The 17901-nt window shown below is 74.0% G+C and carries 15 protein-coding genes; 7 read left to right on the top strand and 8 right to left on the bottom strand.

The genetic code is table 11. The annotated features are described in order from the left end of the window. The 3 genes from ACZJYS_RS14445 to ACZJYS_RS14435 form a co-directional block, all read left to right on the top strand. Window positions 1-967: thiamine pyrophosphate-dependent enzyme (locus ACZJYS_RS14445; RefSeq protein ID WP_493179186.1), on the top strand; the 967-nt coding region annotated here is incomplete at its 5' end. Window positions 968-978: 11 nt separating this feature from the next. Then, window positions 979-1944 (top strand): D-2-hydroxyacid dehydrogenase family protein, encoded by a 966-nt coding sequence (locus ACZJYS_RS14440; RefSeq protein WP_493179184.1) that lies wholly within the window; start codon window positions 979-981, stop codon window positions 1942-1944. 54 nt (window positions 1945-1998) lie between these two features. Then, complete coding sequence (locus tag ACZJYS_RS14435; RefSeq protein WP_493179182.1) at window positions 1999-3009, top strand: Bug family tripartite tricarboxylate transporter substrate binding protein; 1011 nt, start codon at window positions 1999-2001, stop codon at window positions 3007-3009. 21 nt (window positions 3010-3030) lie between these two features. Here ACZJYS_RS14435 and ACZJYS_RS14430 read toward each other — a convergent pair whose 3' ends face one another. Then, complete coding sequence (locus tag ACZJYS_RS14430) at window positions 3031-4053, bottom strand: LLM class flavin-dependent oxidoreductase (RefSeq protein WP_493179180.1); 1023 nt, start codon at window positions 4051-4053, stop codon at window positions 3031-3033. Window positions 4054-4298: 245 nt separating this feature from the next. Between ACZJYS_RS14430 and ACZJYS_RS14425 the strand changes: the two genes are divergently transcribed. Continuing rightward, window positions 4299-5177, top strand: coding sequence for an NAD(P)-dependent oxidoreductase (locus ACZJYS_RS14425; RefSeq protein ID WP_493179178.1), 879 nt, complete (start codon window positions 4299-4301; stop codon window positions 5175-5177). A gap of 160 nt (window positions 5178-5337) precedes the next feature. After that, entirely contained in the window at window positions 5338-6225 is an 888-nt protein-coding gene (gene yghU, locus ACZJYS_RS14420; protein WP_493179176.1) for a glutathione-dependent disulfide-bond oxidoreductase, read from the top strand. Between the two features lie 84 nt (window positions 6226-6309). On the opposite strand, the gene ACZJYS_RS14415 is transcribed toward yghU, so the two are convergent. Beyond that, window positions 6310-7455, bottom strand: coding sequence for a DUF808 domain-containing protein (locus ACZJYS_RS14415; protein WP_493179174.1), 1146 nt, complete (start codon window positions 7453-7455; stop codon window positions 6310-6312). A gap of 361 nt (window positions 7456-7816) precedes the next feature. Between ACZJYS_RS14415 and ACZJYS_RS14410 the strand changes: the two genes are divergently transcribed. Together ACZJYS_RS14410 and htpG are read left to right on the top strand one after the other, a co-directional pair. Then, window positions 7817-9043, top strand: a complete 1227-nt coding sequence (locus ACZJYS_RS14410) for a metal-dependent hydrolase family protein (protein ID WP_379652002.1) — start codon at window positions 7817-7819, stop codon at window positions 9041-9043. Between the two features lie 106 nt (window positions 9044-9149). Continuing rightward, entirely contained in the window at window positions 9150-10982 is a 1833-nt protein-coding gene (htpG, locus tag ACZJYS_RS14405) for a molecular chaperone HtpG (RefSeq protein ID WP_493179173.1), read from the top strand. A 42-nt stretch (window positions 10983-11024) separates the two neighbouring features. Here the strand turns inward: htpG and ACZJYS_RS14400 are convergent, their stop codons facing one another. The 6 genes from ACZJYS_RS14400 to ACZJYS_RS14375 all read right to left on the bottom strand — a co-directional run. Further along, window positions 11025-13640, bottom strand: a complete 2616-nt coding sequence (locus ACZJYS_RS14400; protein WP_493179171.1) for a hybrid sensor histidine kinase/response regulator — start codon at window positions 13638-13640, stop codon at window positions 11025-11027. Between the two features lie 16 nt (window positions 13641-13656). After that, window positions 13657-14307, bottom strand: a complete 651-nt coding sequence (locus tag ACZJYS_RS14395) for a hypothetical protein (RefSeq protein WP_456316309.1) — start codon at window positions 14305-14307, stop codon at window positions 13657-13659. 13 nt (window positions 14308-14320) lie between these two features. Continuing rightward, window positions 14321-14704, bottom strand: a complete 384-nt coding sequence (locus ACZJYS_RS14390; protein ID WP_109515505.1) for a response regulator transcription factor — start codon at window positions 14702-14704, stop codon at window positions 14321-14323. A 49-nt stretch (window positions 14705-14753) separates the two neighbouring features. Then, window positions 14754-15053, bottom strand: a complete 300-nt coding sequence (locus tag ACZJYS_RS14385; protein WP_181377983.1) for a hypothetical protein — start codon at window positions 15051-15053, stop codon at window positions 14754-14756. Beyond that, complete coding sequence (locus ACZJYS_RS14380) at window positions 15050-17089, bottom strand: chemotaxis protein CheA (RefSeq protein WP_493179169.1); 2040 nt, start codon at window positions 17087-17089, stop codon at window positions 15050-15052. The genes ACZJYS_RS14385 and ACZJYS_RS14380 overlap by 4 nt, the downstream gene beginning before the upstream one ends. Then, window positions 17086-17901 (bottom strand): CheR family methyltransferase (locus tag ACZJYS_RS14375; RefSeq protein WP_493179167.1); only part of this gene is annotated, 816 nt, incomplete at its 5' end. The genes ACZJYS_RS14375 and ACZJYS_RS14380, both read right to left, overlap by 4 nt.

The raw sequence follows: 17901 nt of genomic DNA, 5'->3' as shown, positions 1-17901 counted from the left end.
GGCGGTCTCCTTCCGCCGCCAGGACCTCTTCCCCAACGACCATCCGCTCTATGCCGGCGATCTCGGGCTGCGCAACCCGGACGCGCAGCGGCAGGCTTTCGCCGAGGCGGACCTGGTGCTCGCCCTCGGCACGCGGCTGACCGACATCACCACCCAGGGCTACAGCTGGCCGGCGCCCGGGCAGCGCCTCGTGCATGTCTGCGCCGATCCGCGCTTCCTGGGCTGGCTGTTCCCGGCCGAGCTGGCCATCGCCGCCGAGGCGCGCGCGGTGCTGGCGGCGCTGTCCGCCGAGCCCGCCGCCGCCCCGCCCGGCCGTGACGGCTGGAACCGCCGCCTGCGGCAGCTCCAGGAGGCGGACAGCCGCGCCACCGCCGGGGACTTCCCGGATGGCCTGCCCTTCCTGCGCGTGGCGCAGCTGGTGGGCGAATGCGCGCCGGCGGATGCCATCGTCACCCTCGATGCCGGCACCTTCGCCGCGCCCTTCTACCGCAAGCTCGCCTGGCGGCCGCCGCAGCGCCTGCTGGCGCCGATCTCGGGCGCCATGGGCTTCGGCGTGCCGGCGGCGGTGGCCGCGGCGCTGCGCCACCCGGAGCGCACGGTGATCTGCGCGGTGGGCGATGGCGGGGCGCTGATGACCGGCGGCGAGCTGGCCGTCGGCATGGCGCGCCGCCTGCCGATCAAGCTGCTGCTCTCCGACAATGGCAGCTACGCTTCCATCCGCATCCACCAGGAGCGGCAGCATCCGGGCCGCGTCTCGGGCACCGACCTCGCCAACCCCGATCTCGGCGCCTGGTGCGCCGCCTTCGGCGCGCCGCTGCTGCGGGTGGAGACGGAGGCGGACCTGCCGGCGCTCGCGCAGGCCTTGCGCGCGCCGGGGCCGCTGGCCGCGGTGGTGCGCACCTCGCTGCGGGCGGTGCTGCCGGGCGGCGCGGCGCGGCCGGTGCCCGCGCCGGCGGCAGCGGGCTGAGGCGGCGGGCCATGCGCATCGCCATCCTCGACGACTATCCGCGCGCCTTCGCCGGGCTGCGCTGCGCGGCGAAGCTGCGCGGCCATGAGCTGGCCGTCTTCCACGACGCGCCGCGCGACGCGGCGGCGCTGGCCGCGCGCCTCGCGGGGGCCGAGGCGGTGCTGCTCACCCAGCAGCGCACCGCCCTGCCCCGCGCCCTCCTCGAACGCCTGCCAGAGCTGCGGCTGATCAGCCAGACGGGGCGCAATGTCGACCATATCGACCTCGCCGCATGCCGGGCGCTTGGCATCACGGTCTGCGCCGGCGGCGGCGGCGGGGTGGAGGCGACGGCGGAACTGACCTGGGCGCTGATCCTGGCGGCGCTGCGGCACATCCCGGAGGAGGCGCAGCGCCTGCGCGACGGGCAGTGGCAGGGCAGCCTCGGCACCGGCCTCTCGGGGCGGGTGCTGGGCCTCTACGGGCTGGGGCGGATCGGCGGCCGCGTGGCACGGGTCGGCGAGGCCTTCGGCATGCGCATCCTGTGCTGGGGCCGGGAGGGCACGCGGGAGCGCGCCCGCGCCGCCGGCCATGCCTTCGCGGAAAGCCGCGAGGCCTTCTTCGCGGAGAGCGACGTGCTCTCGCTGCACATCCGCCTGACGCCGGAGACACAGGGCGTGGTGACGGCGGCCGACCTGGCGCGGATGAAGCCCCGCGCGCTGCTGGTGAACACCAGCCGGGCGCAGATCATCGCGGCCGGCGCGCTGGAGGCGGCGCTGCGCCAGGGCAGGCCCGGCCGCGCCGCGGTCGATGTCTATGAGGAGGAGCCGGTGCTGGGCGGGCGGCACCCGCTGCTGGCCCTGCCCAACGCGCTCTGCACACCGCATCTCGGCTATGTCGAGGAAGCCACCTACGAGGCGCTCTACGACACGGCGGTGGAGCAGATCCTCGCCTTCGCCGCCGGCCGGCCGATCAACCTGCTGGAGCCGGCGCCGGGCTGAACGGCACCGCGCCACCATCAGCAGGCCCAACCAAGAAAAACGGGGAGACGCATCATGGGCACCACACGCCGCCTGTTCCTGCTGGCCACGGCCGGCCTCGCCGCCAGCGAGGCCCAGGCCCAGCAGACTGGAACCCAACAGACTGGAACCCAGAAAGCTGGGGCCGGCTGGCCGGACCGGCCGATCACGCTGATCGTGCCCAACCCGCCCGGCGGGGGCACCGACTTCGCCGCGCGGCTGTTCCAGGAGGCGCTGGGCCAGACGCTCGGGCAGCCGGTGGTGATCGAGAACCGCTCGGGCGGCAACGGCAATGTCGGCATCCTGGCCGCCGCCCGCGCCAGGCCGGACGGCTACACGCTGCTGCTGCAGTATTCCGGCTACCACGGCGCCAACACGGCGCTGATGCCGGATATCGGCTGGGAGCCGAACCGCGACCTCGCCGCCGTGGGCATGGCCACCCTCGCGCCGCACGTCATCTTCGCCGGGCCGGGCATCCCGGTCCGCAGCCTGGCCGAGCTGGTGGGGCACATCCGGGAGAATCCCGGCCGCGTCACCTACGCCTCCGCCGGCACCGGCTCGATCCAGAACATCGCCGGGCTGCAACTGGCGCAGCGGGTGGGCGCGCCGATGCTGCACGTGCCCTATCGCGGCGCGGCGCCGGCCTTGCAGGATGTGGTGGGCGGGCGCGTGGACATCTTCATCACCACGCCCTCCTCGGCCATGTCGCTGCTCCAGGGCGGGCAGCTCAAGGCCCTGGCCGTGGCCAGCGAGGCCCGCCTGCCGGCCCTGCCCGATGTGCCGACGACGGCGGAGGCCGGGCTGCCGGGCTACACGGTGGATGCCTGGTTCGCGGTCTTCGCGCCCGCCGGCACGCCGCCGGCGGTGATCGAGAAGGTCAACGCCGCCCTGCGCGCGGCGACGCGGGATCCGAAGGTGCGGGAGGTGGCCGCCGCCTCCGGCGTGGTGCTCAAGCCGCTGACCGTGGCCGAGATGGAGACCCTGGCGCGGCAGGATGTGGAGACGCTGGCGCGCGTCGTGCGCGAGGCGGGGCTGCGGCTGGAGTAGCATCCGCCGGGCGCGCGGGTCTCAGCGCCAGCCCAGCGCCGGGGCGACGTGCTTCAGCACGCCCTCGATGACATGGGCGCAGTACGCGACGCCGAGCTGGTTGGGGATGGTCAGCAGCAGGGTGTCCGCCTCGGCGATGGCCTCGTCGGCGCGGAGCTGCGCGGCCAGTTCCTCCGGCTCGGCGGCATAGCCGCGGCCGAAGATGGCGCGGGTCTTCTCGTCGAGGAAGCCGACCTGGTCCCGCTCCTTGCCGCCGCTGCCGAAATAGGCGCGGTCGCGGTCGTCGAGCAGCGGGAAGATGCTGCGGCTGACCGAGACGCGGGGCGCCCGGGCATGGCCGGCCTCCCGCCAGGCGGCGCGGTAGGCGCGGATCTGGGCGGCCTGCTGGATGTGGAAGGGCTCGCCGCTCTCGTCGTCCTTCAGCGTGGAGCTTTGCAGGTTCATGCCCTGCCGCGCCGCCCAGGCCGCCGTGGCGTTGGAGCCGGAGCCCCACCAGATGCGCTCGCGCAGCCCTTCCGAATGCGGCTCGAGGCGCAGCAGGCCTGGCGGGTTGGGGAACATCGGGCGCGGGTTCGGCCGGGCGATCCCCTGGCCGCCCAGCACCTCCAGGAAGGCCAGGGCGTGGCGGCGGCCCATATCGGCGTCGGTCTCGCCGTCGGCCGGGGCATGGCCGAAATGGCGCCAGCCATCGATCACCTGCTCGGGCGAGCCACGGCTGAGGCCGAGCTGGAGGCGGCCGCCGCTGATGAGGTCGGCGGCCCCGGCATCCTCGGCCATGGAGAGCGGGTTCTCGTAGCGCATGTCGATGACGGCGGTGCCGAGCTCGATGCGGCGGGTCTTCGCCGCCATCGCGGCGAGCAGGGGGAAGGGCGAGGCGAGCTGCCGGGCGAAGTGGTGGACGCGGACATAGGCGCCATCCGCGCCCAGTTCCTCCGCCGCCACGGCGAGGTCGATGGATTGCAGCAGGGCGTCGGCGGCGGAGCGGGTGCCGGAACCGGGGGCGGGCGTCCAGTGGCCGAAGGACAGGAAGCCGATCTTCTTCATGGTGGGCGTGATCCAGATGGGCGGCCCCGGGGCGGGTGCTGACCGAGGGGGCCGGTGTCATGCGGGGATATGGGCCCAGGTCGCGCAGGCCCCAAATCACCGGGGCCAATGATGCTCATGCGCCAGGGCCGCCTGCCCCGCGGGCAGGGGGGGGGCTGGCTACTCCACCCTGCCCGGTTGCGTTATGCTGCCGCGAGACGGCCATGCCGCACGGTCCGGCGGCAAGCCTTGGACCAGGAGGGAATATGAGCAAGCAACCCGCGATCGGCATGATCGGCATCGGCCTCATGGGGCATGGCATCGCCTGGAACATCGCGAAAGCGGGTTACGGGCTGACCATCCTGGACCATCCCGGCAACCAGCCGGTGGACGACCTGCAGGGCATGGGCGTGCAGGTGGCGCCGCGGATCGCCGATGTCGCGCAGGCGGCCGATATCATCGTGCTCTGCGTGACCGGCTCGCCGCAGGTGGAGGCGATCCTGACCGGGGCGGACGGCGTGGTCGCGCATCTGCGGCCGGGCACGGTGGTGGTGGACTGCTCCACCGCGCTGCCGGAATCCAGCGCGCGCATGGCCGCCGCCGTCGCCGCCGCGGGCGGGCAGTTCCTGGACGCGGCCATGACCCGGCTGCCGCAGCATGCCCGCGCCGGCACGCTGAACCTCCTCGTCGGCGGCGACACGGCGCTGCTGGAGCGGCTCCGCCCGCTGCTCGAGACCTTCAGCGAGAACATCACCCATATCGGCGGCGTCGGCTCCGGCCACCTGATGAAGCTGCTGCACAACTACGTCTCGCTCGGCTTCCTGGCGCTGCTGGCCGAGGTGGCGGCGCACGGGCAGAAGGCCGGGGTGGAGATGGCCACGCTGGTCGACGTGCTGGCGCAGGGCGGCGGCGGCGGCACGGCGCTGCAGCGCATCTCGCCCTTCCTGCTCGAGGGCGACCCCTCCTCCGTGCCGTTCTTCATCAGCAACGCCGCCAAGGATCTGGGCTATTACCGCCAGGCGGCGGAAGCGGCCGGCGTGCACCGCGCCATCGCCGACGCGGTCGGGACCACGCTGGATTCGGTGGTCGCCCAGGGGCACGGGCAGGATTACGTGCCGCAGCTCGCGGCGCTGCTGAAAGCCTGAGGGGCTCCGGGCCGCGCCGGCGCAGAGCCGGTGCGGCGCCCTGCCTCCCCCCCCCGCGCCAAGGCTCTTGCCAAGACATCGCGCCGGGCCTCTCGTGGGGCCGGGCACGGCGGCACCATCCGCTCCCGCCATGATCGACACCGATCCGGAGGATTCTGGAATGAGCAACCCGGCCGATTACAGCCCGCCGAAAATCTGGACCTGGGACCAGGCCAGCGGCGGCCGCTTCGCCAACATCAACCGCCCCATTTCCGGCCCCACGCACGAGAAGGAACTGCCGGTCGGGCGCCACCCCCTCCAGCTCTATTCCCTGGCGACGCCCAACGGCGTGAAGGTCACGGTGATGCTGGAGGAGCTGCTGGCCCTCGGCCACAGCGGCGCGGAATACGATGCCTGGCTGATCCGCATCGGCGAGGGCGACCAGTTCGGCAGCGGCTTCGTCTCGGTCAACCCGAACTCCAAGATCCCCGCCCTGCTGGACCGCAGCGGCCCGGCACCCATCCGCGTCTTCGAATCGGGCGCGATCCTCACCTACCTCGCCGAGAAGTTCGGCGCCTTCCTGCCGACCGAGCCGGCGGCGCGGGCCGAGACCCTCTCCTGGCTGTTCTGGCAGATGGGCAGCGCGCCCTATCTGGGCGGCGGCTTCGGCCACTTCTACGCCTATGCGCCCACCAAGATGGAATACCCCATCAACCGCTTCGCCATGGAGACGAAGCGCCAGCTGGACGTGCTGGACCGCCGCCTGGCGGAGAGCGAGTACATCGCCGGCAGCACCTACACCATCGCCGACATCGCCATCTGGCCCTGGTATGGCGGGCTGGCGAAGGGCTGGCTCTACGACGCCGCCGAGTTCCTGCAGGTCGGCAGCTACAAGAACCTGCAGCGCTGGGCGGACATGATCGGCGAGCGGCCGGCCGTCCGGCGCGGGCGCATGGTCAACCGCGTCTCCGGCGACCCGGCCAGCCAGCTGCACGAGCGGCACGACGCCAGCGACTTCGAGACCCGGACGCAGGACAAGCTGGGCGGCAAGAACCCGGCCGGCACCTGACCCGGCCAGCCCTGACCCGGCCGGCTCTGACCTGATCGGCCCTGACCTGATCGGCCCTGGCGCGGCGCGCGCCGGGGCCTGGCCTCAGGCGGCCTTCCGTGGCCGCACCATCCGCGCCACGGCGCCGGCCAGCGGCGCCAGCACATACTCCGCCAGCGGGATGATGAGCGCGCCCAGGGCCAGCCCCAGCAGGCCGGACAGGGTGGCCGTTACCAGCCAGGACACCGCGCCGCCCAGCCCCCCCGACAACTCGCCCGCCCGGTGCGCGATGTCGTGCACGACATGGCCGGGCGCGGTGACGCCGAACTCCTCCAGCCCGTGCAGCACGATGCCGCCACCGACCCAGAGCATGGCGGCGGTGCCGACGATCGCCAGGACGCGCAGGAAATGCGGCATGCCCACCACCAGCCCGCGGCCAAGCGCCCGGGTCAGCGGCCGCAGCGCCCGGTCGGCGCCGCTCGACGGCTCGGGCGGGGCGTCGATCACCGGGATCGCGCTGGGCAGGACGGCGCGGCGGCTGACCGCGGCGGGTGCCGGGGCGGCGGCCCGCGGCACCACGCCGCCACCGCCGCGCAGGCCCAGCAGGGTGGAGGCCGGCCGCTCGTTCACCGCCAGCGAGACGCCGGCATCGTCGGCCTTCACGATCAGCGCCACGGAGCCATAGACCAGCAGCGTCACGCCGATGCCGACCACCGCCAGGATCACCGCCTGCGCGAAAGTGGATTGCCCCGTCAGCCCGGCCAGCGTCAGCGCCATGATCTCGGCCGACAGGATGAAGTCGGTCTGGATGGCGCTGCGCACGCGCTGCCGCTCCAGCGCCTGCGGGTCCCGCGGCGTGGCGCCGGTCTTCTCCTCGTGGTGCACGGCGGCATGGGGGCGCAGGGCGTGCAGCACCTTCTCGGCCCCTTCGTAGCAGAGATAGGCGCCGCCCAGCATCAGCAGCGGCGTGATGCTCCAGGGTGCCAGCCAGCTGAGCGCCAGCGATCCGGGCAGCAGGTAGAGCAGCTTGTTCTTCAGCGAGCCGAGCGCGATCTGCCCGACGATCGGCAGTTCCCGCTTGGCGGCGAAGCCCACCACGTAGCGCGGCGTCACCGCCGCGTCATCGATGACGACGCCGAGCGCCTTAGTGCCGGCCTTGGCGGACTGGGCCGCGACATCGTCCAGCGATGCCGCCGCCACCTTGGCCAGCGCCGACACGTCGTCCAGCAATGCGATCAGGCCAACACTCACGGGAGCACTCCTCGATTCGCCGCGGATGGCAGGCGCGTTGCACCCTGCCCAAGCCGGCAGGAGCGGCAAGGGTTGCAGGCGGGGAGGCGGAATCCGCCCGGCCTGCCGCTTTCCTCGGGCGGATGGCCGCCCCGGCCGCTGCGCCGCGCCCGGCCGGCAAGCCCTGCCCGCAAGCCCTGCCGGCCGGGCCCGCATGGGGCCGCACCGGGCAGCGCGCCCCAACTTTCCTCCGGGGGCGGGTGCGCTACACTCGCCACGCCATCGGCGCCGGCGGCCTGCCGCGCGCCGGAAGGCGGGCACGGGGCCGGCTCCCCCCTCCCGCACCGCCGCGCCTGACCGAGGGACATCCGTGAAAGACGCCATGAGCACCATCTTCCTGAAGAACGCCCGCATCGTCGATGGCACCGCGCCCGAGCCCACCGCGCCGCAGGGCGTGGTGATCGAGGGGGACAGCATCCGCGAGGTCTCCGCCACCGCCCGCGCGCCGGAGGGCGCCGCCGTCATCGACCTCGCCGGCAAGGTCCTGATGCCGGGGCTGATCGACGCGCATGTGCATGTCGTCGCGGTCGAGGCGAGCCTGGCGCGCAACGCCACGCTGCCGGATTCCCTGGTCATGGCGCGCTCCATCCGGCTGATGGGCGAGATGCTGATGCGCGGCTTCACCACGGTGCGCGACGTGGGCGGCGCCGACCACGGCCAGGTGGTGGCGGAGCAGGAGGGGCTGTTCCCCGCCCCGCGCCTCGTCATCTCCGGCAAGGCGCTGAGCCAGAGCGGCGGGCATTGCGACTTCCGCGGCCCCTTCGACAACGCGCCGAGCCCCTTCGAGGGGCGCCTCGGCGCGCTGGGCCGGCTGTGCGACGGCGTGCCCGAGCTGCGCCGCGCCGCCCGGCAGGAGATCAAGGGGGGTGCGCGCTTCATCAAGATCATGGCGAATGGCGGTGTCGCCTCCCCCACCGACCCGATCCACTTCCTCGGCTTCTCGCGCGAGGAGATCGGGGCGGCGGTGGAGGAGGCGCGCAACGCCGGCACCTATGTCTCCGCGCATCTCTACACCGACGAGGCGATCCGCCGCGCCGTGGAATGCGGCGTCCATTCGCTCGAGCACTGCAACCTGATCCGCCCGGAGACGGCGCGCCTCGCCGCCGAGCAGGGCGCCATCGCCGTCCCGACGCTGGTCACCTACGACAAGCTGGCGGAGGAGGGCGAGGCGCTCGGCATCGGCGCCGAGGCGGTGGGCAAGGTGGACCATGTGCGGCTGGCCGGCATGGATTCGCTGCGCATCATGCAGGAGGCCGGGCTGCCCATGGCCTATGGCTCCGACCTGCTCGGCCCGATGCACCGGCACCAGTCGGAGGAGTTCGTCATCCGCGGCCGGGTGCTGCCGGCGCAGGCGGTGATCGCCTCCGCCACCGCCGTCGCCGCGCGGCTGTGCCGGATGGAGGGCCGGATCGGCGTGGTGGCGCCGGGCGCCCTGGCCGACCTCATCGTGGTCGATGGCGACCCGCTGCGCGACCTCTCGCTGCTGACCGGGCAGGGCCGCCACCTGTCGCTGATCATGAAGGGCGGCCGGGTGATGAAGCGGGCCTGACGGCGGCCCGCCCGACACCACGGCCTGCACGGCCCGGCTTGAAAGATCAGGCCGGGCCGCACATATCGCGCCCCGCCTGAGACACAACCATTGCAGGAGCAGTATCGTGAGCGAGGCCCTGGAGCGGCATGAATTCGGCGCCGAGGTCGGCCGCCTGCTCGATCTCGTCGTGCACGCGCTCTACTCGGAGCGCGAGATCTTCCTGCGCGAGCTGGTCGCCAACGCCGCCGACGCGGTGGACCGCCGCCGCTTCGAGGCGCTGACCACGCCCGCGCTGATGCTGGAGGGCGAGGCCAGGCTGCGCATCGTGCCGGACAAGGCGGCGCGCACCCTGACCCTCTCCGACCCCGGCATCGGCATGAGCAAGGCCGAGCTGGTGCAGCATCTCGGCACCATCGCCCGCTCCGGCACGCTGGCCTTCGCGAAGTCGCTGGCCGAGGCGCCGGCGGCGGAGAAGCCGAGCCTGATCGGCCAGTTCGGCGTCGGCTTCTATTCCGCCTTCATGGTGGCCGAGCGGGTGGAGGTCACCTCCCGCCGCGCCGGCGAGGCGGAGGCCTGGGTCTGGGCCTCCGAGGGCCGCGGCGACTACACCCTGGCGCCGGCCAGCCGCGACGCGGCGGGCACCGACATCGTGCTGCACATGAAGGCCGATGCCGAGGAGTTCCTCGACCCCTGGCGGCTGCAGTCGATCATCCGCAAATGGGCCGACCACATTACCATCCCCATCACCGTGGCGCGGGACGGCAAGGACGAGCCGGCCAACGAGGGCACGGCGCTGTGGCGCAAGCCGAAATCGGAGATCTCGGAGGAGAGCTACGCCGAGTTCTACCGGCACGTGGCGCACAGCTTCGACAAGCCCTGGGCCACGCTGCACTGGCGCGCCGAGGGCACGGTGGAGTTCACCGCCCTGCTCTTCATCCCCGGCATGAAGCCGTTCCAGGCGGTGGAGGGCGAGCGGGAGAGCCGCGTGCGGCTGCATGTGCGGCGCATGTTCATCACCGACGAGGCGGCGCTGCTGCCGCCCTGGCTGCGCTTCGTGCACGGCGTGGTGGACACCGAGGACCTGCCGCTCAACGTCAGCCGCGAGATGCTGCAGGCGACGCCGGCGCTGGCCCGCATCCGCAAGGCGGTGACCAACCGCGTGCTCTCCGAGCTGAAGACCCGCGCGAAGGATGCCGAGGCCTACCAGGGCTTCTGGGAGAATTTCGGCCCCATCCTGAAGGAGGGCATCTGGGAGGATGCCGAGCACCGGCAGGAGGTGGCGGCGCTGCTGCGCTTCCGCTCCTCGGCCGTGGAGGGCTGGACCTCGCTGGCCGACTACGTGGCGCGCATGAAGCCGGAGCAGGAGGCCATCTACATCCTGGCCGGCGACGACGCGGCGGCGCTGGCGAAGTCGCCGCAGCTGGAGGGCTTCCGCGCCCGCGGCGTGGAGGTGCTGCTGCTGGCCGACCAGCTCGACGCCTTCTGGCCCGAGCGGCTGGACAGCTTCGAGGGCAAGCCGATCCGCAGCATCACCCAGGGGACGGTCGATCTCTCGAAGCTGCCGCTGGATGCGGCGCAGGAGGCGGCGGCCGATCTCTCCGCCCTGCTGCCGAAGCTGCAGGAGGCGCTGAAGGACGACGTCACCGAGGTGCAGGCCACCGACCGGCTGGTGGACAGCGCCGTGGTGCTCTCCGCCGGGGCGGACGGGCCGGACCTGCAGATGCAGCGCCTGCTGCGCCGCGCCGGCCGCGCCCTGGGGCCGGACCGCGCCGTGCTGCAGATCAACCCGCGCCACCGGCTGATCCACCGGCTGGCCGCCCGCGCCGCCGCCGGCGAGGACCTGGCCGAGGCCGCCGGCCTGCTGCTGGACCTCGCCCGGGTGCAGGATGGCGATGCGCCGCGCGACCCGGCGGCCTTCGCCCGCCGCGTGGCCGGGGCGCTGGCCGCGGAGGGCTGAGGGGAAGGAGAAGCGCGGGCGGGGGTTTCCCTGCCCGCGCCCTCAGGGCAGCAGCCGCTCCACGCGCCGCAGGAACTCGGCCAGCCGGAAGGGCTTGGCGAGGATTTCCATCTGCGCCTCGGCACGGTCGGCGCCCAGCGTCGCCGCATCGGCATAGCCGGTGATCAGCAGCACCTTGAGGCCGGGCTGCTCCTGCCGCGCGGCATCGGCCAGTTGCCGCCCGTTCATCCCGCCCGGCAGGCCGACATCGGCCAGCAGCAGGTCGACAGGCCCGGCCGAGCGCAGCAGGGCGAGGCCGCCGGCGCCATCCTCCGCCTCCAGCACGGTGTAGCCGGCATAGTCCAGCGCCTCGCGCAGCACGGCGCGCAGGCTCGGCTCGTCGTCCACCAGCAGCAGGGTGCCCCGCCGGCCGGGCCGGGCGGGCGGCAGGCCGGCCGCCGCGGCCGGCGGCGCCTGCGGCGCCGCCTCCCCGTGGCGCGGCAGGTAGAGGTGGACGGCGGTGCCCTCCCCCGGCACGGAGTCGATCCGCACCTGCCCGCCCGATTGCCGGGCGAAGCCGTACACCATGGAGAGACCGAGCCCTGTCCCCCCTCCCAGCGGCTTGGTGGTGAAGAAGGGCTCGAACACCTTGGCGAGGGTGGCGGCATCCATGCCGCTGCCGGTGTCGGCGACGGTCAGCCGCACATAGTCGGCCGGCGGCAGATCCAGCGCCTGCGCCGCCGCCACGCCGAGGGCGGTGTTGGCCGTGGTGATGCGCAGCAGCCCGCCCCCCGCCATGGCGTCGCGCGCATTGAGGCAGAGGTTGAGCAGCGCGTTCTCGAGCTGGTTCTGGTCGCACAGGGTCAGCCACAGGGCGGGCTCGAAGCGTGTCTCGATGCGGATATGCGGCCCCATGCTGCGCTGGACCAGCTCCAGCATGCCCTCGACCAGCACGTTCACCGCCGTGGGCTGCGCATCCAGCGTCTGCCGGCGGGCGAAGGCCAGCAGGCGGTGCGTCAGGGCGGCGGCGCGCTGCACGGCGCCCTGCGCCAGCTCCACATGCCGCGGAAGGGCCGCCACCTGCCCTCCGGCGAGGCGCAGCTGCATCAGCTCCAGGCTGCCGCCGATGCCGGCCAGCAGGTTGTTGAAGTCGTGCGCCAGCCCGCCGGTGAGCTGGCCCACCGCCTCCATCTTCTGGCTCTGGCGCAGCCGCTCCTCCAGCTCGTTGCGGCGCGTCACGTCGCGCCCGGCGGCGACGAAGCCCGCCTCGTCCGGGATGCAGGCCCAGCTGAAGGCGCGGCTGGTGCCGTCGGCGTGGCGCATGCGCAGCTCCACCGCCACATCCGCGCCGCCGTGGCGCAGCTGGGCCAGGGCCGCCTCCAGCATGTCGCGGTCCTCCTCCTGCACCAGCGCCCCCAGCGGGGTGCCGGGCAGGCCGGCGGCCGGCAGGCCCAGCGCGGCCTGCCAGGCCGGGTTGGCGCTGACACAGCGCCCCTCGGCGTCGCCCACGAAGAACAGGTCGCGGGAGACGCGCCAGACCCGGTCCAGCTCCCGCGTGCGCTCCGCCACCCGGCTCTCCAGCGCTTCGTTCAGCGTCCGCAGCCGGGCCTCGGCCTCCTGCGTGGCGGTGACGTCGTAGAGCACGCCGCTGAAGCGCAGCTCGCTGGTGTCCGCGTCGCGCAGGTATTCGCCGCGCCGCATCAGCCAGCGCGGCGTGCCGTCATCGGCGCGGCGGATGCGGAAGGCGCGGGTCTCGGCCGGACCCGGAGCGGCGGGCGGGGCGCGGTCGAAGGGCGAGGGATCCCCCTCGGCGACCAGGCTGTTGACCAGCGGCACCGGCAGGTTCGCCACCGGCCGCAGGCCGAGCAGCGCGCAGAAGGTGCCGGAGACCGCCGCCGTGCCGAAGCCCGGCACATGCTCGAAGGTGCCGATGCCGCCGGCGCTCTGGGCGATGCGCAGCCGTTCCTCGGTGCGCTTCTGCTCGGTGATGTCGGTCAGCGTGCCGATCAGGCGGGCGGGCTGCCCCTGCGCATCCGGCCAGCAGCGGGTGCGGGCCTGCACCCAGCGCACCGTGCCATCCGGCCCCAGCAAGCGGTATTCCTTGGAGAACAGCTCGGCGCCGCGCAGCAGCCCGCCGACGCCCAGGCGGATGCGCATCCGGTCCTGCGGGTGGATGCAGGCGAAGAAGCCGGACGGGTCCAGCGCCGCGCCGGCAAGGGGCAGCCCGTGCCAGGCGGCGAACTGCGTGTCGCCGGCGATCCGCCCGGTGGCGATCTCCCACTCCCAGGCGGCGCTGCCGGAGAGGGCGAGCTGCGCCCGCAGGCGCCGGTCCTCCTGCCCCTCGCCTTCCGGCAGGGTGCAGAGCAGCAGCCCCTCCGACGGTCCCGGCGCCAGGAACAGGGGCGGGGTGTCGGCGGCCCGGAAGGCGCGGCCCTGGGCCTCGCGCGCCGCCGCCGGCCCCGCCTGCCGCAGCCGCTCCAGCGCGCCGGGGCCGCCCCGGGCGGTGAAGGCGGCGGTGCAGCCGAGCAGCGGCAGCTCCGGCTTCGCGCCGTCCAGCACCGCCAGCGCCACCCCCGCCGCCTCGAAGGCAGCCATCCACGGCCCGATCCGGTCCCCGAGGGAAGCGGCCAGGGGTCCGGTGGCAGGGTCGGTCGTGAAGGGCAGGGCGGTGTTCTCCATGCGCGCCGCCGCGGCCTCAGGGGCTGCCGGCCGTGTCGTCCATCACGCTGCTGATGAAGCTGGCGATCAGCTGCTGCAGCATGGCCAGCGAGGGCATGTCCATCAGCATGGCAATGTAGCCGCGGATATCGTGGTTACGGATGCTGAAGTTGATATAGAGGAACAGCACCACCCCGGCCACCTCCTCCTCCGGTCTCATGCCGGAGGCGAAGAGGGCGGCGGGGGCGCCATGGTCCAGGTCGGGCAGCGACAGGGTCAGGCTCTCGCGCAGCATGTTGGCCATGGTGCCGAGGCAGTTGTTGAGCACGAGGTTGCCGGTCTCGGTCAGCGTCTCGTCCTGCAGGGCCAGGGCTTCCGCATCGTCCACCGAATCGCCCAGCACGGCGCGCACCAGGCTGGCGCCGTTCGCCGCCGGCAGGATCAGCAGGGCGCGGCCGGAGAAAGGACCGGCGAAATCCTGCCGCACCGCCACCAGCGGCTCCTGCTCCCGGTCGGCGATCATCGCCGCCGCCGCCTGCCGGCTGATCACCTCGGCGGAGGGGACGGAGAGCAGCACCTCGGCGCCGATCAGGCGGCGCAGGCTGGCCGCGGCACGGCTGACGCCGATGTTGACGATCTCGGTCAGCGCGTCCCGCTCCAGCTCGCTGAGCAGGATCTGCATGATCACAGCGGGGCGCTCTTCACGCCGCACCCTGCCGCCACCGCAGCGCCGCGGCGGCGAGGAAGCCGCGCAGCCCTTCCTCGGTGGCGGGCTTCGGCACGAAGGCGAGCTTCAGGGCCCGCGCCTGGGCGATGATCTCGTCCTGCACGTTGGCGGTGAGCAGGGCGACCGGCATGTCGGGGTAGAGGGCGCGCATCTCGGCGGCCAGCGCCAGGCCATTGCGCTCCGGCATGTTGTAGTCCACCAGCGCCACATCCACGCCGCCCTCGGCGAGGCGGGCCAGCGCCTCCGCGGCGCTGCCGGCCTCGACGCGCCGCCACTCCGGCTGCAGCGCGGCCACCGCCTTGGCGGCGACGATCCGCGCCAGCTTGCTGTCGTCGACGATCAGGAGGGTGGGTGCCATGGTTTCGGACTCTTCTGCCATCGGCGAGAAAGCAGGCTCCGCCAAGCCCCTACAGGCCCTCGTGGCGAGCAGGAGGGGCGCTTTGTATCAATTCCGGAGCACCGTTTGAAGAACCATCCTCTAAAACCGGTGCAATCCACTGCCGCAGGAAAGGATCGGTCGGCGCTTCCACCAGCCGGGGCCGCAGCGCCAGCAACACCTGCACCAGCGCCGTGTGCAGCGTGCGCGCCCGCCCCAGGGCGATGCCGCGGGATGGCCGCTCCAGCAGCAGGGACAGCAGCGGCTCGGCCTCCTCGCTGCCGCAATCGCCCTCCAGGTGCAGGGTGTCGTCGTCCAGGCGCAGGGTCATCGTGTCAGCTCCGGCAGGTCCAGCACCATCCGCACGCGGCCTTCGTCATCCAGCGCGGTGCCCAGCAGGCCGGGCATCCCGGCCATCAGCCCTTCCAGCGGGCGCAGCGGCGCGTCGAGCCGCCGGCCGAACGCCTCCACCGCCAGCCCCACCGGCCGCGCCCCGGCGGTGACCAGAACCCGCGTCACCGCAGCCCCCTCCGCCCGGCGCGGCAGGCCGAGCAGCGCCCCGAGGTCGAGCAGCGGCACGGTGCGGCCGCGCAGCACGAAGGCCGCCGCCTCCCCCGGCAGCCCCGCCAGGGGCAGGATGCGCGCGGCCGGCAGGCGCAGCGTCTCCGCCACCGCCTCCACCGGCACGGCCAGCTCCTCGCCGCCGGCGCGCAGCAGCAGCAGCGCGCGCAGCGCCGCCGCCTGCGGCAGGGAAAGCCGCACCGTGGTGCCCTCCCCCTTGCGGCTTTCCAGCGCCACATGCCCGCCCAGCGCGGCGATGGCGGCGCGCACCGCATCCATCCCGACGCCGCGCCCGGAGATGTCGCTGACCCCGGCGGCGGTGGAGAAGCCGGGCGTGAAGAGCAGCGCGTGCAGCGCGGCCTCGTCCATGGCCGCGGCGCCCGCCACGCCGCGCGCCCGCGCCGCCGCGCGCAGGCGCTCGGGGTCCAGCCCGGCGCCATCGTCGCTGAGCGAGATCTCCAGCCGCTCGCCCGCGCGGCGTGCCGCCAGGCGCAGCCGGCCGGCGGGCGGCTTGCCGCGCGCCTGCCGCTCCGCCGGCGGCTCGATGCCATGGTCCAGCGCGTTGCGCAGCAGGTGCAGCAGCGGCTCGTACAGCCCCTCGACGATGGCGCGGTCGGCCTCCAGCGCCTCGCCCGCCATCTCCAGCGTGGCCTCCTTGCCCAGCCGCGCGGCGGTCTCCCGCGCCAGGGCGGGCAGGCGGCGGAAGCTGCGCGAGAGCGGCAGGCGGCGCAGCCCGGCCACCATGCCGTCCAGCTCCGCCACCAGCCGGCCGATGGCCGCCTGCCGCTCGGCCAGGTCGCGGCCCAGCGCCGGGTCCAGCGCGGCGGCACGGGCCACCAGCGGGGCCAGGGCGTTGCCCGTCACCGCCAGCGCGCCCAGCCGCGCCGCCAGCGCCTCGATGCGCGCCGGCTCCACCCGCAGCGGGCGGGCCGGCGTCCTGGCATCAGGCATCCTGCCGCCCGGCGTCTCGCGGCCCGGCGTCTCGCCGCCGGTTGTCTCGTTGCCGGTTGTCTCGCCGCCGGTTGTCTCGTTGCCGGGCGCCGTGGCCGGCACCTCGGCCAGCACGCACTGGTCCGCCACGAAGCGGAAGACCTGGCGCAGCGCGTCCGGCGCCTCCAGCGTCAGCGCCAGGATCTCCAGGTTGCAGGCATAGGGGTCGAGCTGCGCCGGCTCCGGCCAGGGGAGGCGCGGCGAAAGCTCCAGCGCCAGCAGGCCGGGCAGCCGGCGCAGCAGCGCCAGCGGGTCCTCGCCCAGGAAGAAGCAGCCGGCATCCGGGCGGTAGCGCAGCGCCATCGCGCGCCGCCCCTCCGCCCGCGCCGCCGCGAGGGCGGCGGCGTGGCGTGCCGCCAGCGGGGCGAGCCAGGCGGTCTCCGCTTCCCCGGCCGCCCGGGCCTGCCCCGCCGAGGGCGCCGCGCCGGTGCCGCCGGCGGGGCCGGGGCCGGGGCGCAGCCGCGCGGCCAGCGCCGCGGCCTCCGCCGCCGCGCCGTCCGGCAGGCCGTCCTCGCTGGCGAATTCCTCCAGCCAGGCCTCGCAGCAGGCGGCGGCATCCTGCAGCGCCAGCACCACCTCCGGCGTGGCGGGGGCGGCGCGCAGCGTGTCCAGCCGGTCCTCCATGGCGTGCAACACCAGCCCCATCGGCGCCAGCGGGAACAGGCCGACCGAGCCCTTCAGCGTGTGCACGGCGCGGAAGAGCCGGTCCAGCAGCGCCGGCCCGGCCTGCGCCGCCCGCAGGGCCGGCAGCGCCTCCCCCACCTGCTCCAGCAGCTCCCGCCCCTCGATCAGGAACTGGTCACGCAACTCGTTCATGCCGCCTCCGGCCGCTGATGCACCAGAACCCCGCCGAGGCGGCGCGGCTGGAGCCGGCCCGGCCGCGGCATCATCGTCTCGCTGTGGCCCAGGCAGAGGAAGCCGCCCGGCAGCAGCGCCGCCTCCAGGTTCTCCATCGCGCGCTGGCGGGAGGCGGTGTCGAAATAGATCAGGGCGTTGCGGCAGAAGATGACATCGAAGCCGCCCTGCGCCGCCATGCTCGCCGGCTCCACCAGGTTGGCCGCGGTGAAGCGCACCGATTCCCGCAAATCCTGGATGATGCGGTGCCGCCCGCCCGGCAGGGGCTCGAAATAGCGCGCCACCAGCGCGGGCGGCAGTCGCGACAGGGCGCGGGCGCCATACTCCCCCGCCACCGCCGCCGCCAGGGCGCGGGTGTCGATGTCGGAGCCGACGATCTCGACATGGTAGGCATCCACCACCGGCCAGTTCTCCAGCAGCCAGAGCGCCAGGGAATAGGCCTCCTCCCCCGTGGCGCAGGGCATCGACCACAGGCGGATGCGGTCGCCGGGGCTGCGCCGCGCGGCGATCTCGGGCAACATCCCGCCGCTCAGGCAGCGGAGCTGGTAGTCCTCGCGGTAGAAGTAGGTCTCGTTGACGGTGAGGCTGTTGACCAGCGCCTCCACCTCCGCCGGGCTGTTGCGCAGCCGCGCCATGTAGGCGGCGAAGCCCGCTGCGCCACTGTGCAGCACCCGCTCGGCCACGCGGCGCTCGATATAGTAGCGCTTCGGCTCGCCATAGGCGAGGCCGGTGTGGCGGTAGAGGAAGTCGCAGAGCTGCATCAGCTCCTGCCG

This window comes from Roseomonas sp. TS2, from assembly GCF_058833935.1.
Note: the sequence above shows the minus strand (reverse complement) of the source record. Positions and strands in the feature narration are given on the sequence as shown.